This window comes from Pseudarthrobacter sp. MOO13 (assembly GCF_058267655.1).
The window spans coordinates 4070044-4092886 of the sequence record NZ_CM177848.1 but is presented as its reverse complement, the minus strand read 5'-3'; the positions used below and the strand labels follow the sequence as shown (position 1 = coordinate 4092886).

Here is a 22843-nt window from a genome sequence, read left to right as displayed (position 1 = left end):
TCAGTGCGGCTGGAGGGCGTCCGCCTGGCCGGCAAGGAGCGTCAGGGCCACGGCTTCGGGCCGGTCCACGGTGCTCTGGATGGCCACGGAGGTGCCCTTGCGGGCCGAATCGAGGATGGATTCCATGACTTCCAGGACGTGGTAGGCCAGGGCACCTCCCGCGCGCGGTTCCTTGCCCTGCGGGGTGGAAGCCAGGTCAGCGATGCCGAACCCGCGTCCGGAGTCGATGTAGCCTGCGGAGGCGGGAAGTGTTTCCCAGTCCTCGGCGCCCAGGGAGAACAGCTGGACGTCGCCGTCGAAGTGGTTGGGGTCCGGCACCACCAGGGATCCGCGTTCGCCGTGGATTTCGATGTTCGGGGACTTGGACTTCACGGCGTCGAAGCTCATGAACAGGGTGGAAAGTGCACCCGAGGCGTGGACCAGGACGCCCGTGACGTGGGAGTCGATGTTAACGGCTACCTGCTCGCCCTGCCGCGGTCCGGACCCGATGGTTCGTTGGTTCCGGGTATGGCTGGCGGCACCCACCACGGACACCACCGGTCCCAGCAGCGTCACCAAGGCCGTGACGTAGTAGGGCCCCATGTCCAGGAGGGGCCCGCCGCCGGGCTGGTAGTAGAAGTCCGGGTTTGGGTGCCAGCGTTCGTGCCCCGGAGTTGCCATGGTGGCGGTGGCCGAGATGGGTGCGCCGATCAGGCCGTCGTCGATCGCTTTGCGGGCGGTTTGGATCCCGGTGCCCAGCACGGTGTCAGGGGCGCAGCCGACGGCGACACCGGCCTCGCGTGCCGCATCCAGCACCTGGCCTGCTTCCTCGGTTGTGGCTGCCAGCGGCTTTTCGCCGTAGACGCTCTTGCCGGCGGCGATCGCCTTTAGCGCAACGTCAGCATGCGCGGCGGGGATGGTCAGGTTCAGGACCAGGTCGATGTCGTCAGCGGCGAGCAGTTCGTCCACGGAGACGGCGCGGACTCCGTCGTAGTCATCCGCCACGGCCTGGGCACGCGCGGGATCCAAGTCCGCGACGGCCACCAGCTGGATCTGGTCCAGGCGCCGGAAGTTGGCGAGGTACTGGGCGATGATGGCTCCGCAGCCAATGATCCCTACGTTCAACGGCTTGCCCACAGCAGGCCCCTTTCGATGATGGTGCGTATGTTCCGGTCCTGCAGGATTTCCACCCGGTGCCCGGGCGTGCAGACGAAGATCCGGCCCTTGCCCCACTGGCGGGTCCAGATGGCGGGGGAGGTGACTTCGCGGTGCCAGGGGTCCCACTCGCGGACTTTTTGGGTGGTGGTGGCGAGGACGTCGATGTAGTCGTCCGAGAGGACCCAGTACTGCTCGGTCTCCAGGTCGAAGTCCTGGATGCCCCGGGTGATGGGGTGTTCGGCCGCCGCGGGCAGCATATTGACGGTGTAGGGCACATAGTTGTCCGACTGCTCGCCGATGCACTCATCCGGGTGTTTGCCGGGGTGGCAGGCGAACTGGCCGCCGATCAGGTGCAGGTAGTCGGAGGTGTTCCGGTAGGAATCGGCGATTCCCCCGTGCCAGCCGGCCAGGCCGGTGCCGTTCTCCACGGCGGCCCGCAGTCCGGCGAACTCGTCCTTTTCGATGGTGGACATGGTCATGCACTGCACGATCAGGTCCACCCCGGCCATGTACGCGGCGTCGGCGTAGACCTTGGGGGATTCCTCCACCCGGACGTCATAGCCGTTGTCTTTGAGATAGGGAATGAAGAGCTCGGTGGCCTCGTAGGGCTGGTGGCCGTCCCAGCCGCCCCGGACCACCAGTGCATGCTTGCGTTCTGTCATTGGATTTCCTTTGTTTGGCTACCGGCCTCGCGGGCCGGAAAGAGCAGGGATCAGCGGCTGGCGAAGGCGGCGTCGAAAGCGGCTGCGGGCGGGGCGATGCGTGCCAGTTCCCGGACCATGGCAAGGGCCTGCGGGGCGCCGATGAGGCGGTCCATTCCAGCATCCTCCCATTCGATGCTGGTGGGACCCTCGTAGCCAATGGCGTTCAGGGTCCGGAAGATCCGGTTCCACTGCACGTCACCGTGTCCTGCCGTGACGAAGTCCCAGCCCCGGCGGGGGTCCGCCCAGGCGAGGTGTGAGCCAAGCCGGCCGTTGCGCCCATCCAGCTGCCGGACGGATTCCTTCACATGCACATGGAAGATCCTGTCCGCGAAGTCCTGGAGGAACATCACGGGATCCAGGTCCTGCCAGATGAAGTGGGAGGGATCGAAGTTCAGCCCAAAATTTTCCCTGTGGCCAATAGCTTCAAGGGTCCGCTTCGTGGTCCAGTAGTCGTAGGCGATCTCGGACGGGTGGACCTCCAGGGCGAACCGGACTCCCACGTCGTCGAAGACGTCCAGGATGGGGTTCCACCGGTCCGCGAAGTCCTGGTAGCCGGCGTCGACCATTGCCTGCGTGGCGGGCGGGAACATGGCGACGGCCTTCCAGATGGAGGAACCGGTGAACCCCGTCACGGTCTTGACGCCAAGCCGTGCGGCCGCCCGCGCGGTGTCCTTCATGGCTTCCGCTGCCCGGCGGCGTACCCCTTCAGGCTCGCCGTTGCCCCAGACTTCCGCCGACAGGATGCCTTGGTGGCGCTCATCGATGGGGTCGTCGCAGACGGCCTGGCCGGTCAGGTGGTTGGCGATGGCGAACACCTGGAGGTTGTTCTTCTCGAGGATGTCCAGCCGGCCCTGGAGGTAGTTGTCGTCCTCCGCTGCCCGGCGGGGGTCCAGGTGGTCGCCCCAGCAGGCGATTTCCAGCCCGTCAAAACCCCACTCGCCGGCAAGCCGGGCCACTTCCTCGAAGGGCAGGTCGGCCCATTGGCCGGTGAACAGCGTGATTGGTCGTGTCATTGGGTGTTCCTTGGGTTCTTGGAGCTGTGGATCGCTCAGACTTTTTGCCATTGGCTCGAATTCGCGGCGCTGGACTCCACGGCAGCAAGGACCCGCTGTACCTGCAGGGCATCCGCGAAGGACGGTTCAGGCTGCCGGCCTTCGCCGATGGCGGTGACGAGGTCCACCACCTGGTGGGTGAAGCCGTGTTCGTACCCGAGGCCGTGCCCGGTGGGCCACCAGTTTCCGACGTACGGGTGCTCGGGCTCGGTGACGAAGATCCGGCGGAATCCTGCGTCGGGCGATTCAGCCGCGTCGTAGAAGGAGAGGACGTTCATCTCCTCGAAGTCAAAGGCGAGGGAACCTTTGGTGCCGTTGATCTCCAGCCGCATGGCGTTCTTCCGGCCCAGGGCGTACCGCGTAGCTTCAAACACGCCGATCGCGCCCGCGGAGGCGCCGCCGTCGAACCTTGCGCTGAAGATGGCCGCATCATCGACGGTGACACTCCCGCGCGGGGCCTCGCTGCTGACGTCGCCGTGGCCGCCGAGGCCCACCAGGTCGCCTGCCAGCGGACGTTCGGGGACGAAGGTTTCCAGCAGTGCCGAGACCCCGCTGATGTTTTGCCCCGTGACCCACTGGGCGGCGTCGATGCTGTGCGCACCGATGTCGCCCAGGGACCCGGATCCGGACTTGGCCTTGTCCAGCCGCCAGGTCATGGGGGCGTTGGCGTCGGCGAGCCAGTCCTGCAGGTACTGGGCGCGGACATGGCGGATCTCGCCGAGCCTGCCCTGTTCGACGAACCGCTTGGCCAGCGCCAAAGCGGGGGTCCGGCGGTAGCTGAAGCCGCACATGGAGAGGACGCCGCGCTTCGCGGCGGTCTCCGCGGCAAGGGTCATCCGTTCGGCTTCTTCCACGGAGTTGGCCAGCGGCTTTTCGCACAGCACGTGCTTGCCGGCTTCGAGGGCCGCGATGGCGATCTCCGCGTGGGTGTTGCCGGGCGTGCAGATGTCGATGAGGTCGATGTCGTCGCGTTCGATCAGGCGCCGCCAGTCGGTCTCCACGGAGTCCCAGCCCAGCTTGTCTGCGGCCGCCTGGACGCCGTCGGCATTCCGCCCGGCCACTGCGGTGAGCTGTGGCTGCAGCGGCAGGTCGAAGAACCGTGGCGCGGTGCGCCAGGCGTGGGAGTGGGCGGCACCCATGAAGGCGTAGCCCACCATGCCCACCCGGAGGGGTTTGGCGATGCTCATGGCATCGGTCCTTTCTACTTGCTGAAGCCGGCGGTCAGGCCGCTGAGCAGCTGCCGGCGGGCGATGACGTACACCACGAGGAGTGGAAGGGTGGCCAGCACGACGGAGGCAAGAATGGCGGGGATGTTCACGCTGAACTCGCCTTGGAAGGTCCACAGCGACAGGGGCAGCACCCTGGTGGCGGGACTCTGCGTCAGGATCAGTGGGAAGAGGAAGCCATTCCAGACGTGGAGGGCGTTGTAGATGCCCACGGTGATGACGGCGGGCTTGGTCATGGGAAGCGCAAGCCGCCACATCATGGCCCAGTCCGAGCAACCATCCAGACGCATCGACTCAAACAGCTCATTGGGGACGTCCCGCATGAAGTTGGAGAGGATGAGGACGCTGACCGGGATGGCAAAGGCCACGGACGGCAGGATCAGCGCCAGCAACGTGTCGTACATGTGGGCCTTGGTGATCATCCAGTAGATGGGGATGATCGTGGCGTGCAGCGGGATGGCCAGGCCCAGGAGGAAAAGGTTGTTCGTCAGGCTCAGGAACTTTCCCCGTCCGCGGACGATGGCGTACGCGGCCATGAAGGAGACCAGCAGCGCCGGCAGCACCGTGCCCAGCGTGACGATCAGGCTGTTGGCGAAGTACCTGGCGAAGTTGTTGTCCAGCACCAGCTTGTAGTTATCCAGCGTAGGTTCCGTTGCCGGCAGCATCGGGTTGGACGTGAAGAACCCCGCCTGGTTCTTGAAGCTGGTGATCACCACGTAATAGATGGGCACGATGATGACGGCGAGCCAAAGCCAGCCGCCCAAGCCGCCCAGGAGGTTCGGCCGCATCCGGCCTGGCCCCTTGGACCTGACAGCCGGTTTTTCCGCGATGGTTCCGGTGGCCGGCGAAGGGGGAATCGGGAGTTGTGTCGTGGACGCCATCAGGCACCTTCCAATTGGCTCGCGTTGCGGTTCTTTCCGCCCAGGCGCTGGAGCAGGAGCGCCAGTCCCAGGCCGATGACGATCAGCATGACGCCGAGGGCGCTCGCCGCGCCCATGTCATTGGCCTTGAAGCCCGTGAGGTACATATGCAGCGGAAGGAGCCGGGTGCTGTAGCCCGGTCCGCCGCCGGTAAGCACGAAGATCAGGTCGAAGTAGGCCAGGCTGCCCACCACCATCAGGGTGGAGGAGGTGATGATGGTGTACTTCAGCTGCGGCAGGGTGATGTTCCAGAACTGGCGCAACCGGCCTGCGCCGTCGATTTCAGCTGCCTCATAGAGCGAGGCCGGGATCTGGCGCACGCCGCCTTGGTAGATCAGTGTGTGGAACGGGACAAACTGCCAGGCAATAACGAAGACGACCACGAAGAGGACCAGATCCGAGTTGCCCAGCCAGTCTTGGGCGAGGATGGGCAGGTTGAATCCGGGGCCCAGGCCGAAGTTGGGATCGAGCAGGGCTTTGAAGGCGATGGCAACGGCCGCGGACGACAGCAGCAATGGCAGGAAGTAGAGGACGGCAAGGGCCGCCCGGTACTTTTGGCCGCCGGCGGTGAAGACCCCCAGCAGCAGGCTGACGGGGGCCTGGACGATGAACGAGAAGAACATGACTTTGGCAGTCACGACCAGCGCGTTGCCCGTTACCGGATCGGTCAGTACCGTCGTCCAGCTGGCCAGGCCCTGCAGCTTGATCTCGCCCAGTCCGTTCCAGCTTGTGAAGCTGAGGAAGACAACGCCGATCAGCGGGATGACGGCAAAGGCGAGGAAGAAGACCAGCGCCGGGACCGCGAGCCACCCCGAGGGGCCCGAGTCACGGACCCCCCGGTTGGTAGAACCAAGAACCGCCATGGCCGCTTACTTTCCTATCGTGGCGTTCATGGTGCTGATGAACTGGTCCGGGCTGATCTTCTGCAGGAAGATCTGGTCCAGGTTCGACAGCATGGCGTCTCCCTGGGCCGGGCTGAGCGCCTGGTCCCAGGAGAGAGTGAAGCTGGGGGCGTTCTTGGCCAGGCCATAGACGAAGGTCAGGAAATCCTTGTCCGGCGAGGCGGCCAGCTTGTCTTCAATTCCCTTGACCACCGGCACAGCGCCGGAACTGATGAGGGCGTCGGTATTCGCGTCGGTGAACATGCCGTCCTTGACATAGTCCAAGGCGGCCTTCTTCTGGGCGTCAGTCGCCTTGGCTGAAATGGACCAGAAGTTGGAGGGATTTCCGACGACGTTCGCCGGGTCTCCCTTGCCGCCGGAGACGGTGGGGAAGGTGGTGTAGCCAAGCTTCCCGCTCTTGACGAAGTCCGCGGCGTCCTTCTTCATGCCCTGGTAGATCCAGCCGCCCTGCAGGATCATGGCTGCCTTGCCCGTGTACATCAGGGCCTGGTCCGCGTTGCTGTCGGCAGCCACCGAAGAGAAGCCGTTGATGAACCCGCCGGCGCCGGCCAGCTCCTGGATCTTCGTGAGCGCTTCCTTCACGGCAGGATCAGACCAGGCACCGGGCTTGTTGGCAGCGATATTGGCGAAGACTTCAGGGCCGCCGATGCGCTCCACGAGGTACTCGAGCCACATAAGGTCCGGCCACTTCGATTGGCCGCCCAGGGAGAAGGGAGCGATGCCGGCCTGCTTGAACTTCGGCACCAGGGCCATCAAGTCGTCCCAGGTCTTGGGCGGCTGGGCACCGACCTTGTCGAAGACGTCTTTGTTGAAGTAGAGGACGACCGGCTGGACGTTGTTGTTCGGCAACGCGTAGGTCTTGCCGTTTACTTCACCGTTCTTGAGCACCGATGGAAGGTAGCGGTCCTTGACCTGCGGGTTGTCCTTGACGAACGTGGACAGGTCATCCACCTGGCCGGCATCGACGTACGATTTCAGCACGCCGCCGCCCCAGCCGTAGACGAACGTGGGTCCTTCACCGGCGCCGATGGCCGTGCGGACCTTTGTCTTGTACGCGTCGTTGGCGAAGAAATCGAGTTTGATCGACTTGTCCGGATTTGCCTGGTTCCAATCGTCCACCGATTTCTGCAGGACAGGCTGGTTGCCGCCGGTCAGGCCCCACATGCTGGCCGAGTCGCTGCTGACGCTGGAACCTGCCGGTCCTGAAGAACCGCAGGCGGCGAGGCTGACTGCCAGTCCTGCCGCAGTGATTGCCACGGCTGCCGAACGCAACTTTCGAAATGTCATGTCGTTTCCGTTCATCCTCCGGGCTCAACGCTGGGTCCCGGTAACGTATGAAGCAGGCATTGCCTCGGCTCCGAGGCGGATCACCCACATCGATTCGGTTGATGGTCGCACCGACAATAGCTCGAAATATTTCGAAAACTTGCGGCCGGTTGTCAAAATGTATCGGTGAGCCGCATCACAGTCAAGGGCCACACGCAGCCTCTTTTTGCATTCTTACAGGGACTTCATTGACCCCTCGGGTTATTGGGTGCAAGATTGCCGTAGTCGAAATGTTTCGAAGGATGGGATGGTCCCTTGGTAAGGACTGAGCGCACGCAAAAGGCGACTCTGGCGGCAGTTGCCTTGCAGGCAGGGGTTTCGACTCCCACGGTTTCGAAGGTGGTCAACGGCCGTGAGGACGTGGCACCGGATACCCGGGCCCGGATCCTCCGGGCACTTGAACAAGCCGGATACCAGTCGCCGGTGCAGCGGCGTACCGCCACCAGGACAGGCACGGTGATCGAAGTGGTGGTGGATGTCCTCACATCCGCCTATACCTCCGAAGTCCTGGCGGGAGTACTGAACTTCGCCGCAGCCGAGGACGTCGAGGTCATGCTGAGCGTTACGGGCCCCACGGCACCCTCCGCCCAAAGCGCTGAACGCCGGGCCCAGCGCATGGTCGACGATGGCAGGGCGGGAATGATCGTGGTGACCTCGGCCTTCAGCGAGGCGCAGCTGCATGCCTTCCGGCGGCGCCACATTCCCGTCGTCGTCATCGATCCGCTCAATCCGCCGCCGGCGGACGTGGTCAGCATCGGTGCCACGAACTGGGCCGGGGGGAAGGCCGCCACCGAGCACCTCCTGGACCTGGGCCACCGGCGCATTGCCTACATCGGCGGAATCGAGCGGGCGGAGTGCAATCAGGCCCGGTTGCACGGCTACATGGCGGCCTTGACGGCCCACGGCGTGCCCGTGGATCCCCAATACATCGTCACCGGCGGCAGGTTCCGCCGGGATAGCGGAGTTGCCGGCCTGAAGGCACTGCTCCGCCTCGAAAACCGCCCCACGGCCATCTTCGCCGGAAGCGACAGCATTGCCCTGGGGGTTCTGGCCGAAGCTGCACACCACGGCCTCCGGGTCCCCGGGGACATCAGCCTCATCGGGTTCGACGGCACCATCCAGGGTGAAGAGTCCGTCCCGGCGTTGACGTCCGTGGCCCAACCGCTGGAGGAGATGGGCCGGGCTGCCCTGCGGTCGCTGCTGCGGCAAGCACGCGGTGAGGTCCTGGATTCGCACCGCGTGGAACTGGCCACGCAGGTGATCGTCCGGGAATCCACTGCACCTCCCGCGGACTGACGGCGAGCACGGGGCCTGGCCCGGTCCAGGATTTAAACGACGGGCGGCCGCCCACCCGGCCGAAAAGACCGGGGTGGCAGCCGCCGTGCGGGTGGGATTCCTAGCGTTTGACGGCTTCGAGCTTGAGCATCTTGGCGATGACGCCGTCGAGTTCGGAGTCGTCGAAGATCTTCTTCCAGTCGTCCTTGATGATGGTGTCCTTGCCGTACTGGATGGCGATTTCGCAGGCTTCCGAGAAGGGGTTGGACCCGCGCAGGGCGTTGGTCAGGGCGATCTGGACGTGGCCGAACAACATGGCCTTGGCCGCCTCCTCCGGCACGCCGGCCGTGTGGACGGTCTCGTGCAGCGCCTCGTTGAGCAGCGTACCGATCATGCAGGCCACGGTTTCCACCAGGGTGGGCTCCAGGATGGCAAGCTGCTTGACGGTGACCCAGTGCACGTCGATGACCGGCGCGTAGATGATGCGGATGACGGCCTCCGCAGAGTCGCGGGTGGCTGCCGGCGCGTCGTCGTCGATGGCGGCGACGACGTTCTGGGGGGCGCCCTCGCCGCCGAAGGTGTCGGCCCATTCCTCCTTGGTGGTGCGCTCCAGGAACACCGACGGGTGGCACGGGTGCGCGACTGCCTGGACGACGTCGTCGCGCTTGGCCAGCAGGCCCGCGTAAGCGGCAGCGGGGTCAAGGGTGAGCAGGATGGCGCCGGCCTTCATCTGCGGCACCACACCTTCGGAGACGATGCCCAGGACGGTGTCGGGGACGGCGAGGATCACCACGTCGGCGCCCTTGACGGCGCCGTCCGTGGCGGTGATCTGGCGGCCTTCGGCCTGGACGCGTTCCTGGCCGGCGGGGGAGTTCTCGCTGTAGAAGACGATGTGGCCGGACTTCTGGAGGTTGCGGGAAACGCGCATCCCCATCTTGCCTCCGGCTCCGATGACGGCGACGGTCAAAGTTTCTGCTGACATTTCACTTGCTCCTTAGGAATTTGATGCTGTGCCGGGTCCACTGGTTTTCGAGCCGGATGGTGTCCGCCTCGGTGTCCTGCCAGGGCAGCCAGTGTTCGACGATCTGGTTGATGTTTCTTTCGTGCGGCCGGATTTTTTCGACCATGTACGCGTAGTCGAGCAGGCCTTCGCCAAGCGGCGCGCCGGAGTAGGTGAAGCCCACCCATCCGTCCTTGCGGCTGAAGGCAAAGTCCTTGATGTGCATGTTCAGGACGTAGGGGGCGACGGCGTCAATGACCTCGCGGGGCATTTCCAGCGCTGCGACGGTGTTGGCGGGGTCGCTGCAGATCCCCAGGTACGGGCTGTCCACGCCGCGGATCACGTCCAGGATGCGGGCGGTGGGGACCTGTTCGTAGGTTTCCACTGCGATCTTCACCCCGGCATCCTCGAATTCCGGCAGCACGTCCTTGAAGATCGCCACCGCTTCCTCCGTGGTGGGGCTGTGGCCGGGGGCGTGGACCATGGTGCGCAGAAGCGGCGAGCCGAGGATGCCGGCGATGTGCAGGAACCTTCGCAGGTGGTCCGGTCGGATGCCCTTGGTGCCCAGCTCCAGGGAGATTCCCAGCCTGTCCGCGGTGTCCCGCACGGCTCGGAGTTCCGTGTCAGCCATGGCCTCCAGGGGTGCGTAGTCGCAAACCTGGAACAGGTCCACGCCCAGTTCCGCGGTCCGCTCCAGGACATCATGAAGGCTCAGTGGCTGGGAGACCTTGGCCGAGAGCTGCCAGAAGAAGGCGTAACTGCTCAGCCCAATCCGTGAGGTCATGCCGGCACCGCCATCGTTTGCAGCCGCGCCGCGGCTTCGTCAAGGACGGCCTTCAGTGCTGTGGGGTCGTGGGCGAAGCGGCCCAGGAACAGGCCGGCGACGGCGGGACCGAGTTGGGTGATCAGGCCCGGCCCGGCGCTGCCGCCATAGATGACGCGGCTGTCTTCCTGCCCCGGGAGGCTGCGCAGGTGCTCGTCCAGGCCCGAAATGACGGCGTTGATATACCCGGGCGTGGCCGGCTCCGGAGCGCAGATGGCCCACTGCGGCTCGTATGCCACGATGGTCCTGGCGGCCGCTGCCAGCGATGACGCGCGTTTGAGGATGCCATCGATTTCCGCCGTGCACTGGGCGATGGCTTCCTCAACGGATCCGCGGTGCAGTTCCCCGACGCACAGGACGGGGGTCAGGCCATTGCGGTAGGCCGCGGCGGTCTTCAGTCCGATCACGCGCTGGTCCTCGTCAAAGATCCGGCGGCGTTCAGCGTGGCCCACCTCGGCGTACCGGCCACCGAGTTCAGCTACTGTTTTGCCGCCGACTTCGCCGGTGAACGCGCCTTCGTCTTCCCAGAAGACGTCCTGCGCTCCGGTGGCAGCACCTGCCGGACCGAGGATCCGTGCCGCTTCCGGGAGCGCCGGGAGGATGGGCAGGACGAAGAGTTCGATGTCGCCGTTTTGCACCGCGGGGTGGGCGAAGGCGATGGATGCGATATCGCGACAGTAGTCCACCGAGCGGGCGTAGCCGAAGTACATCTTCAGGCTGACACCGATAATGGCCGTGGGTCCGGTGCGGGGCTTAGCAGGAAGTGACACCTTCGTAGTCCTTAATCAGGGAAACTTTCTCTGCCGAGGCGGAGGTTTCGTCGAAGGTGTAGGTGAGCCATTCCCTGGCGAGCCGCCGGGCGAGTTCAAGTCCGACGACGCGCTGGCCGAAGGTCAGGACCTGGGCGTTGTTGCTCAGGACGGCGCGTTCAACGGAGAAGCTGTCGTGGGCGGTCACCGCGCGGATGCCGGGGACCTTGTTCGCTGCGATGGCGACGCCGAGCCCGGTTCCGCAGACGAGCAGCGCGCGGTCGGCCTTTCCTGCGGCGATGAGTTCCGCCGCTGCGATGGCTACGGAGGGATAAGGGGTGTGGCTGGTGGCCTCCACGCCCACGTCAGCGACGGACTCGACCAGGTCGGAGGCCTCGAGGTCGGCCTTGAGGGCTTCCTTGTAGTCGAAACCGGCGTCGTCGGCTCCGATGACCAGGCGCAGTTTGGCGCTCATGCGTTCTCCTTGATGGTGGTGTTCTGGCTGAGGGTGTTGTGGATGGCCCGCACGATCAGGGCCATGGAGACGGCGCCCGCGTCCGGGGTACCAAGGCTCTTCTCGGCGTGCGGACGTGCCCGGCCCATCAGTGGCAGCAGGTTGGCGGTGTCCTCGGCGGCCTGCTGCGCGGCGGTGGCGGCAGCGTCCCAGGCTCCGGACAACGGCTTTCCGCTGTCCACGCCGGCGGTGAGGGCATCCCGGAAGGGAACCAGCACGTCCACCAGCGTCTTGTCACCTACCTTGGCCTTGCCGAAGTCCATGATGGCTGCAGCGGCGCCGGCCACTCCGGTGGCGACGGCACCGGCGTCGGGAGCTTTGTCATCGCCCACAGCGTCACCGACGGCGCGCAGGGCCATGCCCCACAGGGCGCCGGAGGTGCCGCCGGCCTTGTCCGCCCAGGCGTCTGCGGCGAAGTAGAGGGTGGTGGCAGCCCCGGCGCCGCGGGCGACGGCGTCTGCCGCGGCCTTCACGGCGGCCCCGACGCCCCGCTCCATGCCGATGCCGTGGTCGCCGTCGCCGGCGACCGCATCGATGCGGCCCAGTTCGCCTGCGTTGGCGTCCACCACGTCCTTGGCCGCGCCGAGCGCTGCGAGGACACGGACGGCCCCGGCACGGGACGCGGGAGTCGCCTCGGGAATGGGAAGTTCGACGTCGGCCACCTCGTCGACGGTCTCTTGCAGCGCTTCGGCCGTGACGGCGCCGCGGCGGAAGGCCGGGGCGTCCGCTGGGGCGTTCCAGAGGGCTTCGAGTTCGTCGTCGAGCCAGAAGAGCGTCAGGGACGTGCCGGCCATGTCGAAGCTGGTGACCAGCTCGCCCACCTGCGGATCCACTGCCTGCAGGCCGGCCTCGGCGAGGAGTTGCGCCACGCGGCGGTAGACCACGAACAGCTCCTCGTACTTCACGCTGCCCAAGCCGTTCAGGATGGGGACCACGCGTGCACCCTTGGGGTCCACGCCCTCCGGCACCTCGGTCAAGAGCTTGGCGACGAGGAGTCCGGCGAGCTCATCCGCCGTCGGAATCGCCGTTTCGTCGATGCCCGGCTCTCCGTGGATGCCCATGCCGACGGCCATGCGGCCCTCGGGGACAGAGAACAGGGGCTGGGTGGCTCCCGGCAGGGTGCATCCGCTGAAGGCCACCCCGAAGGAACGGGTGCGGTGGTTGGCGCGTTCGGCGATTTCCATCACCGCGTCCATTCCGTAGCGTGCTTCCGCGGCGGCGGCCGCCACCTTGAATACGGTCAGGTCCCCGGCAATGCCGCGGCGCTTGGTGTGCTCTTCGACCGGGGCGGAAGAGACGTCGTCGGTGACGGCGATGCTGCGGCAATCGATGCCTTCCCTGCGCAGCTTCTCCTGGGCCTGGGTGAAGTGCAGGACGTCGCCGGCATAGTTGCCGTAGCCCAACAGCACCCCGGTGCCGTTGTTGGCCGCCTTGGCCACGTTGTAAACCTGCTGCGCCGACGGCGACGCGAACAGGTTGCCCATCGCGGCACCGTGCGCCAGGCCTTGGCCCACCAGGCCGGCAAACGCGGGATAGTGGCCGGAGCCTCCGCCGATCACCAGTGCCACCGTGTCCGGGGTGCTCTTGGTGCTGCGGACCACGCCACCCGAAACGCGTTTGACCCAGCGTCCGTGGGAGGCGACGAAGCCCTCGATCATTTCGTCAGCGAAGGCTGAAGGTTCGTTGAAGAGGCGGGTCATGGGAAAGCTCCTGGGCCTGGCTGGGGGGACGATCTGGTTCGGGGGGGTGGGATGGTGCGGGGGCATCCGCGGATGAGGCGGATGCCCCCGGGCTGCTACGGTTCGGCGTGCTGTGCGGCGCCGGCGGGATCCAGTGCCTCGGTGCGGACGCCCTCGCTGGCACGGCCGGAGCGGCTGAGGGCCACCATCAGGACGGCGGACAGCAGCATGAACCCGCCCACGACGAACATCGGCACGGTGTAGTCGCCTGTCCAGTCCTTGAGCCAGCCGGTGATGTAGCCGGCGCTGAAGCCTGCCAGGTTGCCCACGGTGTTGATCAGGGCGATGCCCGCTGCCGCTGCCGCGCCGGTCAGGAACTGGGTGGGAACCGTCCAGAAGTTGGGGAGTGCCGCGAAGATGGCCATGGCCGTGATGGTGATGACGGCGATGGTGGCTGCCGGGCTTCCCGCAAAGAGTGCCAGCGGGATGCTCAGTCCACCCACCAGTGCCGGAACCGCAATGTGCCAGGTCTTGACGCCGCGCTTGGTGGCGTCCTTTGACCAGAAGTAGAGGGCGAAGGCTGCCGGCAGGTACGGGATGGCTGTGATCAGGCCCTTCTGGAGGACGTCAAACTTGGTGCCGTAAATGCCTTCGAAGCCGGAGATGATGGTGGGCAGGAAGAAGCCGAGGGCGTACAGGCCGTAGATGAAGCCGAAGTAGATCAGGGAGAGCATCCAGACGCGGCCGTTGCCGAACACGGTGCGGACGCTGACGTGCTTGTTGCCGGCGGCCGTTTCGTGCTTTTCCTTTTCCAGGGCGCCCGTCAGCCAGGTCTTTTCCTCGGCGGAGAGCCACTTGGCCTTCGCGGGGGAATCGGCCAGGTAGAACCAGGAAATGATGCCGATCAGGATGGCGGGAACGGCCACGCCGAGGAACATGACGCGCCAGCCTTCAAGGCCGAAAAGGCCGTGCTGCTGGATCAAGAGGCCTGCCAGCGGGGCGCCGACCACGGTGGTGAGCGGCTGGGCCAGGTAGAACAAGGCCAGGATCTTGCTGCGGTGCCGTGCGGGAACCCAGAGGCTCAGGAAGAGGATGGCGCCGGGGAAGAAGCCGGCCTCGGCCACACCCAGGATGAAGCGCAGGATGTAGAGCTGTTCAACGTTGGCCACCCAGGTGAACAGCAGGGAGACGATGCCCCAGCTGACCATGATGCGGGCCAGCCAGCGGCGGGCGCCGAACTTGTGGAGCGCCAGGTTGGAGGGGACTTCAAGCAGGATGTAGCCGATGAAGAACACGCCCGAGGCGAAACCGAACTGGGCGGCGTTCAGCGCCAGGTCCTTGTTCATGCCGTTGGGGCCGGCGAAAGAGATGGCGGTGCGGTCGAGGTAGTTGATGAAGAACATCAGTGCGACGAACGGGACAAGCCGGATCGCCACTTTCCTGATTGCGGATTTTTCGACCACCGATTGTGTGGTGTCCACATTGACTCCTAGATGTTGGTGCCCCGGCCGCATCCGTCACTGGAGGCGTGGGGTTGTCTCAGATACGCGCGGACTGGGAGGCGCCGCGGTGCGTGAAGCTGTGAGTTCCACCATAGGACCGAAAAGTAAATTGGTCAACCGGTTGACGAGTTGGTGTCAGTACATTGCGGTCATCATGCGGACCCTCCCTGCAGTCGGGCGTGGTCAACCAGTTGTTACGCTTGGGAGGTGTCCGTAGAATCCGCCGCCTCGACGGCCAAGATCAGTGCCGCCCTGGGCTCTCTGGGGCAGGGTTCAGTAGTGTCGGAAGTGGCCGAGCGCCTGCTGGCCTTCTTTACGAGCGGCGACATTGCACCGGGAACCAGGCTGCCTGCCGAGCGCACGCTGGCCGCCTCCCTTGGCGTGGGCCGGTCTGCGGTGCGTGAGGCCCTCGCCGCGCTGGAAATCCTGGGCATCGTGGTGGTCCGGCCGGGGTCCGGAACCTACCTTCGGGACGGTGTCTCGGAGCTTCTGCCCCGCACCCTGAGCTGGGGCATGATGTTGGGCGCCCCACGCACGCGCGAGCTCGTGGAACTGCGCAGCGGACTGGAAGTGCAGGCTGCCCAGCTGGCCGCGGAGCGCATTACGGATGAAGCGCTGGCACGGATGCGCGACAATCTGGACACCATGGCCCGCACCTTGGATGACCTCGGCGCCTTCGTCGAGGCGGACGCAGCCTTCCACCGCGAAATCGCTGCGGCTTCAGGCAACCAGGTTCTCCAGGAACTCCTGCAAAGTATCCGCTCGCTGCTGCGGATCTGGGTGGACCGGGCCCTCACTGATGAGGGCCATGCTGCGGCCGCCCTCAAGGAGCATGCCAGGATCCACGAAGCCTTGGCGGCCCGCGATGCCGACGCCGTGACCGCCACCATGCGCTCGCACATGCAGACAGCGTCCCGGCGCCTGCTGGCAGGATACGACGCCGCCCAGTAGGGCGCCGCCCTATCCGGCGGCCGCCTTCTTCAATTCCTGCAGGATTTCCAGCTGGACCCGGTTCATGGAGATCAGCAGCTCGATCTCCTTTTTTGCCTCGACATTGGTGTCGTAGTCGTGTTGGGCCATGGCTGCGGCAATGGCGTCCTGCCGCTTGGCGGCGATGAGCAAAATGGCGCCCTGCAGTCCGGCGAGCATGGAAAGCAGGAGGTTCAGCAGGATGTAGGGGTACGGGTCCCAGGCGTTGGCGGCAAGTGCCACGGTATTGATGGCGGCCCAGATGAGCATGAAGCCGATGAAGCTGCCAACGAAGGGCCAGCTTCCCATCCCGTTGCGCATGATGTCAGCGGCACGCTGGCCCTTGCTCAGGGAAGCTTTGTGTTTCTCGTGCCAGGTCTTCTGTTGGAGGCTCATGGCTCAGGGTAGACCCACGACGCCATGCCCCAGGCAGGACTGGGCTGGTCAGGCGCCCAAATGCCCCGTGAGGCGGCGGTGGAACCCGGTGCTGCGCTCGTCCAGGCCTTCGATTGCCACTTCGGCGCCATGATCCGCGTACTTCGTCTCGATCGAGTCCAGGGCGGCAACGGTTGAAGCGTCCCAGATTTGGGCCCGGCTGAGGTCAATGATCACGGAGGCGGGGTCGTCGGCGTAGGCGAAGTGCTCCACGAGGTCATTGCTGCTGCCGAAGAACAATGGCCCCACCACCTCGTAGCGGACGCTCCCGCCGTCGACCGCCAAGGTCCGCTCAACGGTGATGACGTGGGCCACGCGGCGTGCGAACAGCACCATCGCGAGGATGACGCCCACCAGAACCCCGTACGCGAGATTTCCGGTCAGGACCACGACGGCGACCGTGACACCCATGACGAGCGTCTCGGGGACCGGCATCCGCTTCAGCGTGGACGGTTTGACGCTGTGCCAGTCCACAGTGGTCACGGCGACCACCATCATCACGGCCGCCAGTGCCACCATGGGGATCTGTCCCATGATCGAGCTGAGTCCCGTCACCAGGGCCAAAAGGAAGATCCCCGCCACGAACGTCGAAATGCGGGTGCGGGCCTGCCCGGTCTTTACGTTAAGGACGGTCTGGCCAATCATGGCGCAGCCGGCGATGCCGCCATAGAGGCCGGCGAAGATGTTCGAGACGCCCAGGGCCCAGGACTCGCGGCCCTTGTGCGACGGGGTGTCCGTGATGTCGTCCACGAGTTTTGCGGTGAGGAGCGTTTCCATGAGCCCCACGAACGCCACGCTCAGCGCGGTAGGCAGGATCAGCTGGAAGGTCTCAACACTCACCGGGAACAGGAACGGGGTGATCCCGGGCATCTTGCCGGTGAGCGGGCCCTCGTCCGCGACGTTCGGAACGGCGAGGCCGGCGATGATGGCGATGGCGGTGACGACGACGATCGCCACCAGCGGCGACGGGACCGCCTTGGTGAAGCGCGGGAGGATGAAGATGATCGCGAACGTCAGGCCGAACAGGACGTAGGCGAGCCAGGGGACATTGAGGACGTGCGGTACCTGTGCCATGAAGATCAGCACGCCCAGGGCGTTGACGAAGCCGATCATCACCGAACGCGGGATGAACCGCATCAGCCGGGCCAGTCCGGCCAGGCCGAAGACGATCTGGATGACGCCGGCGAGGAGCACCGTGGGCAGGACATACTCGACGCCGTGCTCGTGGACCAGCGGCGCGATCACCAATGCCACGGAGCCCGCCGCCGCCGTCACCACGCCCGGCCGGCCGCCGAGGACCGACATGGTCAGGGCCAGCACGATGGAGGCTACCAGGCTGACCATTGGATCGACACCGGCGACGATCGAAAACGATATGACTTCAGGGACCAGCGCAAGGGTGGTCACCATGCCGGCAAGGACCTCGCGGGAAAGCTGCCGCGGGGAGCGCAGCGCGGTCAGGACCGTGACCGGCTTCCGAAGAAGGCGGGGATTGTCGGCGATGGACAAGGGGCGGCTCCAGGGACGTGGGCCCTCAGGGGAGGGTGGGTGGTCAACGTTTTGCGCGCCACGGTGCGCACGGATCCAGCCCGGTCATGGAAGACAATGGGGATGGAGAGAGAATGCGCCGGGAACTCTCGGCTGCATCTGCAACACTACCCTAACGTGAGGGTTGGGCCGGATTGGTGACGTGATGGTGAACGAAATGACCGCTGAAGAAGTGGTGGCCACGATGCATATCGGGGAACTGGCCGACCGTTCCCAAATGTCGTTACGGACCATCCGCCACTACGACGAGGTTGGGCTGCTCAAACCGTCGGGGCGCACCGAAGGCGGGTTCCGCCTGTACACCGAGCGTGACTTCACGCGCCTGCTCCTGATCCGCCGGATGAAGCCACTGGGGTTCACGCTCGAGGCCATGTCCGGCCTCTTGCGGGTCATCGACGCGCTGGAGGCGGCCGAACCGGGCGTGGAGGACGCAAGTGTCAGGTCCGAACTGAACGAATTCATCGAGGAGGCTGCCCGGCGCCGGGCCAAGCTGGAGGAACAACTTGGCATGGCCGACGAATTCCTTGCGCTGCTTCGTGCCCGGCAGGATGGCCCGGGGCAGCAATAAGCATGGCTGATAAAATGGCCGGGTTGCAGGGCGGCCTTGAAGCTGGTTGAGCCAGGGCCGTAACAAGGTAGGGGACCACACACATCATGACGGCAGGCGGGTCACACCTCAGGACATCGGACAGCCGGCCGGGCGAACCGGCCGATGCTTCCGTGCCTGCCAAGGGCCGCGCCTACCTGGCAACCATTGAAGGTTTCATCGGCGCCCTGATGATGTTCGTCGGTTCGATCGGCACGGGTTGGATTGCCAACGGCTCGCCCATGATCCGCCAGCCCGTGGTGATCGCGCTCCGCACCGAGGGGTGGGGAGTGGCGGTCTCCACCGTCCTGTTGACCGCCGGGGCCATGCTGCTGATGCGCTCCTGGCTCCGGCTGGGCCAGCGGCTGGGGGACTGGGGCCATTCGTCGCTGCGGTCCGTGGTGGTGGCCATCTCCGCCTGGTCGTTGCCCTTGCTGTTCTGTGTCCCGGTCTTCTCCCGCGACGTCTACGCCTACACGGGCCAGGGCCGGCTGGTGATGGAAGGCCAAAACCCCTACGAGGTTGGCATCTCCACCCTCAACAACTGGTTCGCGCTTGGCGCCGACCCCGCCTGGGCGGAAAACCGGACACCCTACGGCCCCTACTTCTTGTGGCTGGCCCGCGGGGTGGTGGGACTGACCGGTGCCCAACCGGACGCATCCGTCCTGCTGTTCCGCCTGCTGGCCGGCGTCGGCGTGCTGCTCTGCGTCATCTACGTGCCCAAGCTCGCCGAGCTGCACGGCATCAACGGGGCGCGCGCACTCTGGGTCTCCGTGGCCAACCCGCTGTTCCTCATCAGCTTCATCGCCAGCGCGCACAACGACGCGCTCATGGTGGGGCTCGCCGTCGCCGGCGTGTACCTGGCCGCCACCCGCCGCTACCTCCTGGGCATCCTCCTGGTGACCGCTTCAATCGGCATCAAGCCCATCACGGTGCTGCTGCTGCCGTTCATCGGCCTGATGTGGGCGGGCCCGGGCGCCACCTGGCCGCGGAAGTTCCTCATGTGGGCGGCCACGGCGGGCATCAGTTTTGGCGTCCTGGCTCTCAGCGGCATCCCGTTCAACCTGGGCATCGGCTGGACCTGGGCCATCATGGACCCCACCCCCGGCTATACGGGCTATTCCCCCTCCGGCTTCCTGGGCCAGCAGGTGGAGATGCTGGCCAACGCCCTGGGCCTGCCGGGCGGAACCTTGGCCACCCTGCTGCGGACCGGCATGAAGTGGGCGGCCATCGGGCTGGTCCTGCTGCTGATGTTCCGCGGCGACTACTCGCGGGCGGTGCGGCGGATGGCCCTGGCGTTCACCGCCGTCGTGATGCTTTCCCCCATCATCCAGCCGTGGTACATCCTGTGGTTCCTGCCGTTTCTGGCCGTCACCGGCATCCGGGACGACTGGCAGATCCGCTCGCTGTACGTGGGCGTGACGTTCTTCGTGGTGTTCGGCGCCCAGGACCAGCTTTCGGTCTGGTCCTTCGTGGAGCTGCCCATCGACGCCTCGTCCCTGGCATTCTTCACCGCCCTGGCCTTCACGTTCTACCTGCTGGTCCTGGATGTCCACACCCGGAAACTGCTGATCGAAGGCAGGCCGCTGGATGTGGCGCGGCGGGCGTGGACGTGGGCGGTGGAACGTCGGGCTGCGCGACGGGCTGAAGCCCGCGCCGCCGTCGACCGCTCCGAGGCGCCCTAGGCTCCTGCCGGTACCTGCGCGGCGGTTTTCCGGCCCAGCTCCGCGGTGCGTTTCACCGACCACCACAGCAGCACCACCAGGAGCACGTTGCGGGTGGTGAGGATGGCCGCCATGACCGGGTGGGCGTGGATGAGCGGCGTGTAGAACAGCGGGTAGATCACGAAGGTGGTCATGGCGATGCCCATCAGCAACGCTGCCGGGACCTTCCAACGATCCCAGTCGTGGGTGAGGCCGGCGATGATCACCGGTGCCAGCCAGATGATGAACTGCGGGGAGCCCACCTTGTTGAAGACGATGAACGCGGTGACCATCATCAGGGCGCCTTCGAGGAACAGTTCTTCCCGCTCGGCGCCGCGCCGCAGGGCACGCACCAGCAGGATGGCAGCGCCAAGGGCGGCGAGGATGAGCAGCGGCTGCATCAGGAACGCGGCCACGTCGGCCCCCGGCCCGTAGACCTCGGTGGAGTTGATGGCGGTGTTGTCCGCCATTTTCGAGCCGGCAATGTGGAAGACGCTGAGCCACACCCAGGGGGTGGAGAACGTGGCCTCGAGCTGCATGCCGCGCTCGCCCTGGTTGGTGAGGAAATCCATGATGTGCGGCAGGCCGCCGGTCAGCCAGGTTCCCAGGCCGACGACGGCGGTCACAGCGGCGCCGGCGAGCACCACTTGGACACGCTTGTGGCTGGCGATCACGATGGGCACCAGCACGGCTGCGGGCCACACCTTGATCCAGGTGGCGATGCTGAGCAGGACGCCTGCCACCACGGGCCGTTCCGCCACATAGAGCAGCGCGATCAGGACGATCGGGGCGGTGATCCCTTCCACCCGGGCAAAGCTGAGGTACCCCATGAAGACCGTGAAGAACAGCCACCACCAGGCCGGGGCAACACCGGTGACGGTCCGCGGTCCGCGGGTCAGGTAGAGCAGTCCGACGGCGTTCAGCGCCGTGATGATCAGGAACCAGACCAGCAGGTAGGGGCCGGGCCCGGCGATGTTGGCAAGGAAGATGGGGATCTGCGCCAGCACCGGGTAGACCCAGGGGCTGATCTTCCCGGTCAGGTCCGCCGGGTTGTAGCCGGCCATCGCCCACTGCCGGTACTGCTCGGTGTCGCTGAACGTATTGCCGTTCAGGAAGAAGGACGCCATCCAGCCCAGGAAATACAGGTGCACGACGGCGAAGCCCCACCAGACGCTGGACGGGCGGGCGAACCAGTCCACCACCGTGGCCGGGAGGACTTTGCTGCGGACCGTCACCAGGCGGTCAAAGAACCTCGTGGAAATCTCAGGTCTCCTTGAGCGCGGGGGCGGGTGCTGCGGTCTTCCTGCCCAGGGAGTACAGGCGCCGGACGCTCCACAGGAACAGGACCACGAGCAGGACGTTGCGGATGGTCAGGACCAGGGCCATCCACGGGTTGTTGTGGCTGAGGGCGTCGTAGAACAGCGGGTAGATGAAGTACGTGGCCACGGCGATGGCGATCAGCATCGCCGCCGGGACGCGCCATTCGCGCCAGCTGTGCGCCAGGCCGACGGCGACGGCAGGTCCCAGCCACACCATGAACTGCGGGGAGCCCACCTTGTTAAAGACCACGAAGGCGGCGGCCAGGGCGAGGGCGCCGGCGAGAAGCAGTTCGGTGCGGTCTACACCGCCGGCCACCTTGTGCTGCTTGCCGTTGTGCAGCGCCCAGAACGCAAGGCCTGCCACCAGCAGCGCGGCCAGGACCAGGAGCGGCTGCATCAGGAAGGACATGGTGGCGGTGCCCGGACCGTCCACCTGCATGGAGTTGATGTCCGTGTTCATGTACATCCGGGAACCGCCCGCGTTCAGGACGGACAGCCAGAGCCAAGGCGTGGTGAAGGTGGCCTCAAGCTGCATGCCACGGTCGCCCTGCTGCGTGAGGAAGTTCAGGAGCTTGGGAACGCTGCCCAGGGCGGCCGCCAGCGCCACGACGCCCGCCGTCGTCGCGATTCCTGCCAGCACCACCAGCAGGCGGTTCTTTACCACCGCGAAGAGGGCCAGCATGATGGCTGCCGGCCACACCTTCACCCAGGTGCCGATGGCCAGCAGGACCGAGGCCACGAACGGGCGCTGGACCCCGTACGCCAGGGCTACCAGGACCAGCGGGGCGGTGAGTCCGTCCACGCGGGCGAATCCCAGCCAGCCCATCAGGAACGTGAAGGCCAGCCACCACCAGCCGGCGGGGATGGCGTTGGTGTTGCGGCCCCGCTCCGTGAGTTTCAGCAGCGCCCAGCCGTTGAGGAGCGTGGTCATGAGGACCCAGAGGAAGAAGAACGGCCCCGGTCCCGCCACGCCCGCTATGGCCATGGGGATCAAGGCCAGGATGGGGTAGACCCAGGGGCTGGGGCCGCCGGAGAGGTTCGCGTCGTTGAAGCCGGCCATGGCCCACTCGCGGTAAATGAAGGTGTCGCTGAAAGCTTCACCGCGCAGGGACAAGGATGCGCCGAACACCAGGAAGACCAGGTGCACCACAATGAAGCCGCCCAGCAGTCCGCGCCCGCTGTTCAACGCCGTACGCACCCTCGCCGGGAGGATGACGTCGCGGATCCGGGTGAGGTTGCCGAAGAGAGCGTCGGTGGAAATGGCGGATTCCTTGTCAGGTCGTTGCACTGTCAGCGGCGGCGCAAAATGGCTCGGGTCATGCCCCGAAGCGGGTCTCATGGAGATTGGAGGCCTTGGATTTCGGGTTCCAGTCCCGTTCAACTCTAATTCACGGCGCATCTCCGCCAATAATTGTCAGGACAATCCAGGGACTCCACGCGCCTGACCTGCGGCCTTTATCTAAAGTTGCTGGCA

21 protein-coding genes are annotated in these 22843 nt (G+C 65.8%); 4 read left to right on the top strand and 17 right to left on the bottom strand.

All coding sequences use genetic code 11. From position 1 onward, the window contains the following. The 7 genes from AC4EEO_RS18775 to AC4EEO_RS18745 are packed head-to-tail and all read right to left on the bottom strand — an operon-like array spanning nucleotide 1 to nucleotide 7228. Nucleotides 1-1116 carry a Gfo/Idh/MocA family protein gene (locus tag AC4EEO_RS18775; RefSeq protein WP_491339484.1) on the bottom strand — a complete coding sequence of 372 codons (1116 nt, stop codon included), beginning with the start codon at nucleotides 1114-1116 and terminating at the stop codon, nucleotides 1-3. Continuing rightward, complete coding sequence (locus AC4EEO_RS18770; protein ID WP_491339483.1) at nucleotides 1101-1799, bottom strand: ThuA domain-containing protein; 699 nt, start codon at nucleotides 1797-1799, stop codon at nucleotides 1101-1103. The genes AC4EEO_RS18775 and AC4EEO_RS18770 overlap by 16 nt, the downstream gene beginning before the upstream one ends. A gap of 50 nt (nucleotides 1800-1849) precedes the next feature. Further along, nucleotides 1850-2854, bottom strand: coding sequence for a sugar phosphate isomerase/epimerase family protein (locus AC4EEO_RS18765; RefSeq protein WP_285318906.1), 1005 nt, complete (start codon nucleotides 2852-2854; stop codon nucleotides 1850-1852). Between the two features lie 35 nt (nucleotides 2855-2889). Beyond that, complete coding sequence (locus AC4EEO_RS18760; RefSeq protein ID WP_491339482.1) at nucleotides 2890-4080, bottom strand: Gfo/Idh/MocA family protein; 1191 nt, start codon at nucleotides 4078-4080, stop codon at nucleotides 2890-2892. A 14-nt stretch (nucleotides 4081-4094) separates the two neighbouring features. Beyond that, a complete protein-coding gene (locus AC4EEO_RS18755; RefSeq protein WP_133831410.1) occupies nucleotides 4095-5000 on the bottom strand; it encodes a carbohydrate ABC transporter permease in 906 nt (301 codons plus the stop codon). After that, nucleotides 5000-5902, bottom strand: a complete 903-nt coding sequence (locus tag AC4EEO_RS18750; RefSeq protein WP_018763371.1) for a carbohydrate ABC transporter permease — start codon at nucleotides 5900-5902, stop codon at nucleotides 5000-5002. Before AC4EEO_RS18750 ends, AC4EEO_RS18755 begins: the two co-directional genes overlap by 1 nt. Nucleotides 5903-5908: 6 nt before the next feature. After that, nucleotides 5909-7228 (bottom strand): extracellular solute-binding protein, encoded by a 1320-nt coding sequence (locus AC4EEO_RS18745; RefSeq protein ID WP_133831408.1) that lies wholly within the window; start codon nucleotides 7226-7228, stop codon nucleotides 5909-5911. 294 nt (nucleotides 7229-7522) lie between these two features. Here AC4EEO_RS18745 and AC4EEO_RS18740 point away from each other — a divergent pair, with 294 nt between their 5' ends. After that, complete coding sequence (locus AC4EEO_RS18740) at nucleotides 7523-8563, top strand: LacI family DNA-binding transcriptional regulator (RefSeq protein ID WP_026265037.1); 1041 nt, start codon at nucleotides 7523-7525, stop codon at nucleotides 8561-8563. Between the two features lie 100 nt (nucleotides 8564-8663). Here the strand turns inward: AC4EEO_RS18740 and AC4EEO_RS18735 are convergent, their stop codons facing one another. From AC4EEO_RS18735 to AC4EEO_RS18710, 6 genes are all read right to left on the bottom strand, one after another. Beyond that, the gene (locus AC4EEO_RS18735) at nucleotides 8664-9524 is read right to left on the bottom strand and encodes a phosphogluconate dehydrogenase C-terminal domain-containing protein (protein ID WP_491339481.1); all 861 of its coding nucleotides are present in this window, start codon (nucleotides 9522-9524) and stop codon (nucleotides 8664-8666) included. Nucleotide 9525: 1 nt separating this feature from the next. Then, the gene (locus tag AC4EEO_RS18730; protein ID WP_491339480.1) at nucleotides 9526-10326 is read right to left on the bottom strand and encodes a sugar phosphate isomerase/epimerase family protein; all 801 of its coding nucleotides are present in this window, start codon (nucleotides 10324-10326) and stop codon (nucleotides 9526-9528) included. Then, on the bottom strand, nucleotides 10323-11135 hold the full coding sequence (locus AC4EEO_RS18725) for a triose-phosphate isomerase family protein (RefSeq protein WP_491339479.1): 813 nt from the start codon (nucleotides 11133-11135) through the stop codon (nucleotides 10323-10325). Before AC4EEO_RS18725 ends, AC4EEO_RS18730 begins: the two co-directional genes overlap by 4 nt. Next, complete coding sequence (locus AC4EEO_RS18720; RefSeq protein WP_491339478.1) at nucleotides 11119-11589, bottom strand: ribose-5-phosphate isomerase; 471 nt, start codon at nucleotides 11587-11589, stop codon at nucleotides 11119-11121. Before AC4EEO_RS18720 ends, AC4EEO_RS18725 begins: the two co-directional genes overlap by 17 nt. Continuing rightward, nucleotides 11586-13328, bottom strand: coding sequence for a dihydroxyacetone kinase family protein (locus tag AC4EEO_RS18715; RefSeq protein WP_491339477.1), 1743 nt, complete (start codon nucleotides 13326-13328; stop codon nucleotides 11586-11588). Before AC4EEO_RS18715 ends, AC4EEO_RS18720 begins: the two co-directional genes overlap by 4 nt. 95 nt (nucleotides 13329-13423) lie before the next feature. Beyond that, complete coding sequence (locus AC4EEO_RS18710; protein ID WP_018763363.1) at nucleotides 13424-14788, bottom strand: MFS transporter; 1365 nt, start codon at nucleotides 14786-14788, stop codon at nucleotides 13424-13426. 228 nt (nucleotides 14789-15016) lie between these two features. On the opposite strand from AC4EEO_RS18710, the gene AC4EEO_RS18705 reads away from it, so the two are divergent. Next, on the top strand, nucleotides 15017-15760 hold the full coding sequence (locus tag AC4EEO_RS18705; RefSeq protein WP_018763362.1) for a FadR/GntR family transcriptional regulator: 744 nt from the start codon (nucleotides 15017-15019) through the stop codon (nucleotides 15758-15760). A gap of 9 nt (nucleotides 15761-15769) precedes the next feature. Here AC4EEO_RS18705 and AC4EEO_RS18700 read toward each other — a convergent pair whose 3' ends face one another. Together AC4EEO_RS18700 and AC4EEO_RS18695 are read right to left on the bottom strand one after the other, a co-directional pair. Then, a complete protein-coding gene (locus tag AC4EEO_RS18700) occupies nucleotides 15770-16174 on the bottom strand; it encodes a DUF1003 domain-containing protein (RefSeq protein WP_491328988.1) in 405 nt (134 codons plus the stop codon). 48 nt (nucleotides 16175-16222) lie between these two features. Continuing rightward, complete coding sequence (locus AC4EEO_RS18695; RefSeq protein ID WP_491339476.1) at nucleotides 16223-17722, bottom strand: SulP family inorganic anion transporter; 1500 nt, start codon at nucleotides 17720-17722, stop codon at nucleotides 16223-16225. A gap of 184 nt (nucleotides 17723-17906) precedes the next feature. Here AC4EEO_RS18695 and AC4EEO_RS18690 point away from each other — a divergent pair, with 184 nt between their 5' ends. Together AC4EEO_RS18690 and mptB are read left to right on the top strand one after the other, a co-directional pair. Then, on the top strand, nucleotides 17907-18329 hold the full coding sequence (locus AC4EEO_RS18690) for a MerR family transcriptional regulator (protein WP_018763353.1): 423 nt from the start codon (nucleotides 17907-17909) through the stop codon (nucleotides 18327-18329). An 86-nt stretch (nucleotides 18330-18415) separates the two neighbouring features. Further along, a complete protein-coding gene (mptB, locus tag AC4EEO_RS18685; RefSeq protein ID WP_018763352.1) occupies nucleotides 18416-20032 on the top strand; it encodes a polyprenol phosphomannose-dependent alpha 1,6 mannosyltransferase MptB in 1617 nt (538 codons plus the stop codon). Here mptB and AC4EEO_RS18680 read toward each other — a convergent pair. Next, on the bottom strand, nucleotides 20029-21285 hold the full coding sequence (locus tag AC4EEO_RS18680) for a glycosyltransferase 87 family protein (RefSeq protein ID WP_018763351.1): 1257 nt from the start codon (nucleotides 21283-21285) through the stop codon (nucleotides 20029-20031). The two genes, mptB and AC4EEO_RS18680, sit on opposite strands and share 4 nt — an antisense overlap. 28 nt (nucleotides 21286-21313) lie before the next feature. Further along, the gene (locus AC4EEO_RS18675; protein ID WP_285318894.1) at nucleotides 21314-22657 is read right to left on the bottom strand and encodes a glycosyltransferase family 87 protein; all 1344 of its coding nucleotides are present in this window, start codon (nucleotides 22655-22657) and stop codon (nucleotides 21314-21316) included. Between the last annotated feature and the right edge of the window lie 186 nt (nucleotides 22658-22843).

What these genes read in the sequence shown, in the direction of transcription:
- AC4EEO_RS18760 (WP_491339482.1), bottom strand. Translation starts at nt 4,080, where the DNA reads ATGAGCATCGCCAAACCCCTCCGGGTGGGCATGGTGGGCTACGCCTTC.
- AC4EEO_RS18735 (WP_491339481.1), bottom strand. Translation starts at nt 9,524, where the DNA reads ATGTCAGCAGAAACTTTGACCGTCGCCGTCATCGGAGCCGGAGGCAAG.
- AC4EEO_RS18745 (WP_133831408.1), bottom strand. Translation starts at nt 7,228, where the DNA reads ATGACATTTCGAAAGTTGCGTTCGGCAGCCGTGGCAATCACTGCGGCA.
- mptB (WP_018763352.1), top strand. Translation starts at nt 18,416, where the DNA reads ATGACGGCAGGCGGGTCACACCTCAGGACATCGGACAGCCGGCCGGGC.
- AC4EEO_RS18755 (WP_133831410.1), bottom strand. Translation starts at nt 5,000, where the DNA reads ATGGCGTCCACGACACAACTCCCGATTCCCCCTTCGCCGGCCACCGGA.
- AC4EEO_RS18765 (WP_285318906.1), bottom strand. Translation starts at nt 2,854, where the DNA reads ATGACACGACCAATCACGCTGTTCACCGGCCAATGGGCCGACCTGCCC.
- AC4EEO_RS18700 (WP_491328988.1), bottom strand. Translation starts at nt 16,174, where the DNA reads ATGAGCCTCCAACAGAAGACCTGGCACGAGAAACACAAAGCTTCCCTG.
- AC4EEO_RS18690 (WP_018763353.1), top strand. Translation starts at nt 17,907, where the DNA reads ATGGTGAACGAAATGACCGCTGAAGAAGTGGTGGCCACGATGCATATC.
- AC4EEO_RS18720 (WP_491339478.1), bottom strand. Translation starts at nt 11,589, where the DNA reads ATGAGCGCCAAACTGCGCCTGGTCATCGGAGCCGACGACGCCGGTTTC.
- AC4EEO_RS18770 (WP_491339483.1), bottom strand. Translation starts at nt 1,799, where the DNA reads ATGACAGAACGCAAGCATGCACTGGTGGTCCGGGGCGGCTGGGACGGC.
- AC4EEO_RS18715 (WP_491339477.1), bottom strand. Translation starts at nt 13,328, where the DNA reads ATGACCCGCCTCTTCAACGAACCTTCAGCCTTCGCTGACGAAATGATC.
- AC4EEO_RS18730 (WP_491339480.1), bottom strand. Translation starts at nt 10,326, where the DNA reads ATGACCTCACGGATTGGGCTGAGCAGTTACGCCTTCTTCTGGCAGCTC.
- AC4EEO_RS18750 (WP_018763371.1), bottom strand. Translation starts at nt 5,902, where the DNA reads ATGGCGGTTCTTGGTTCTACCAACCGGGGGGTCCGTGACTCGGGCCCC.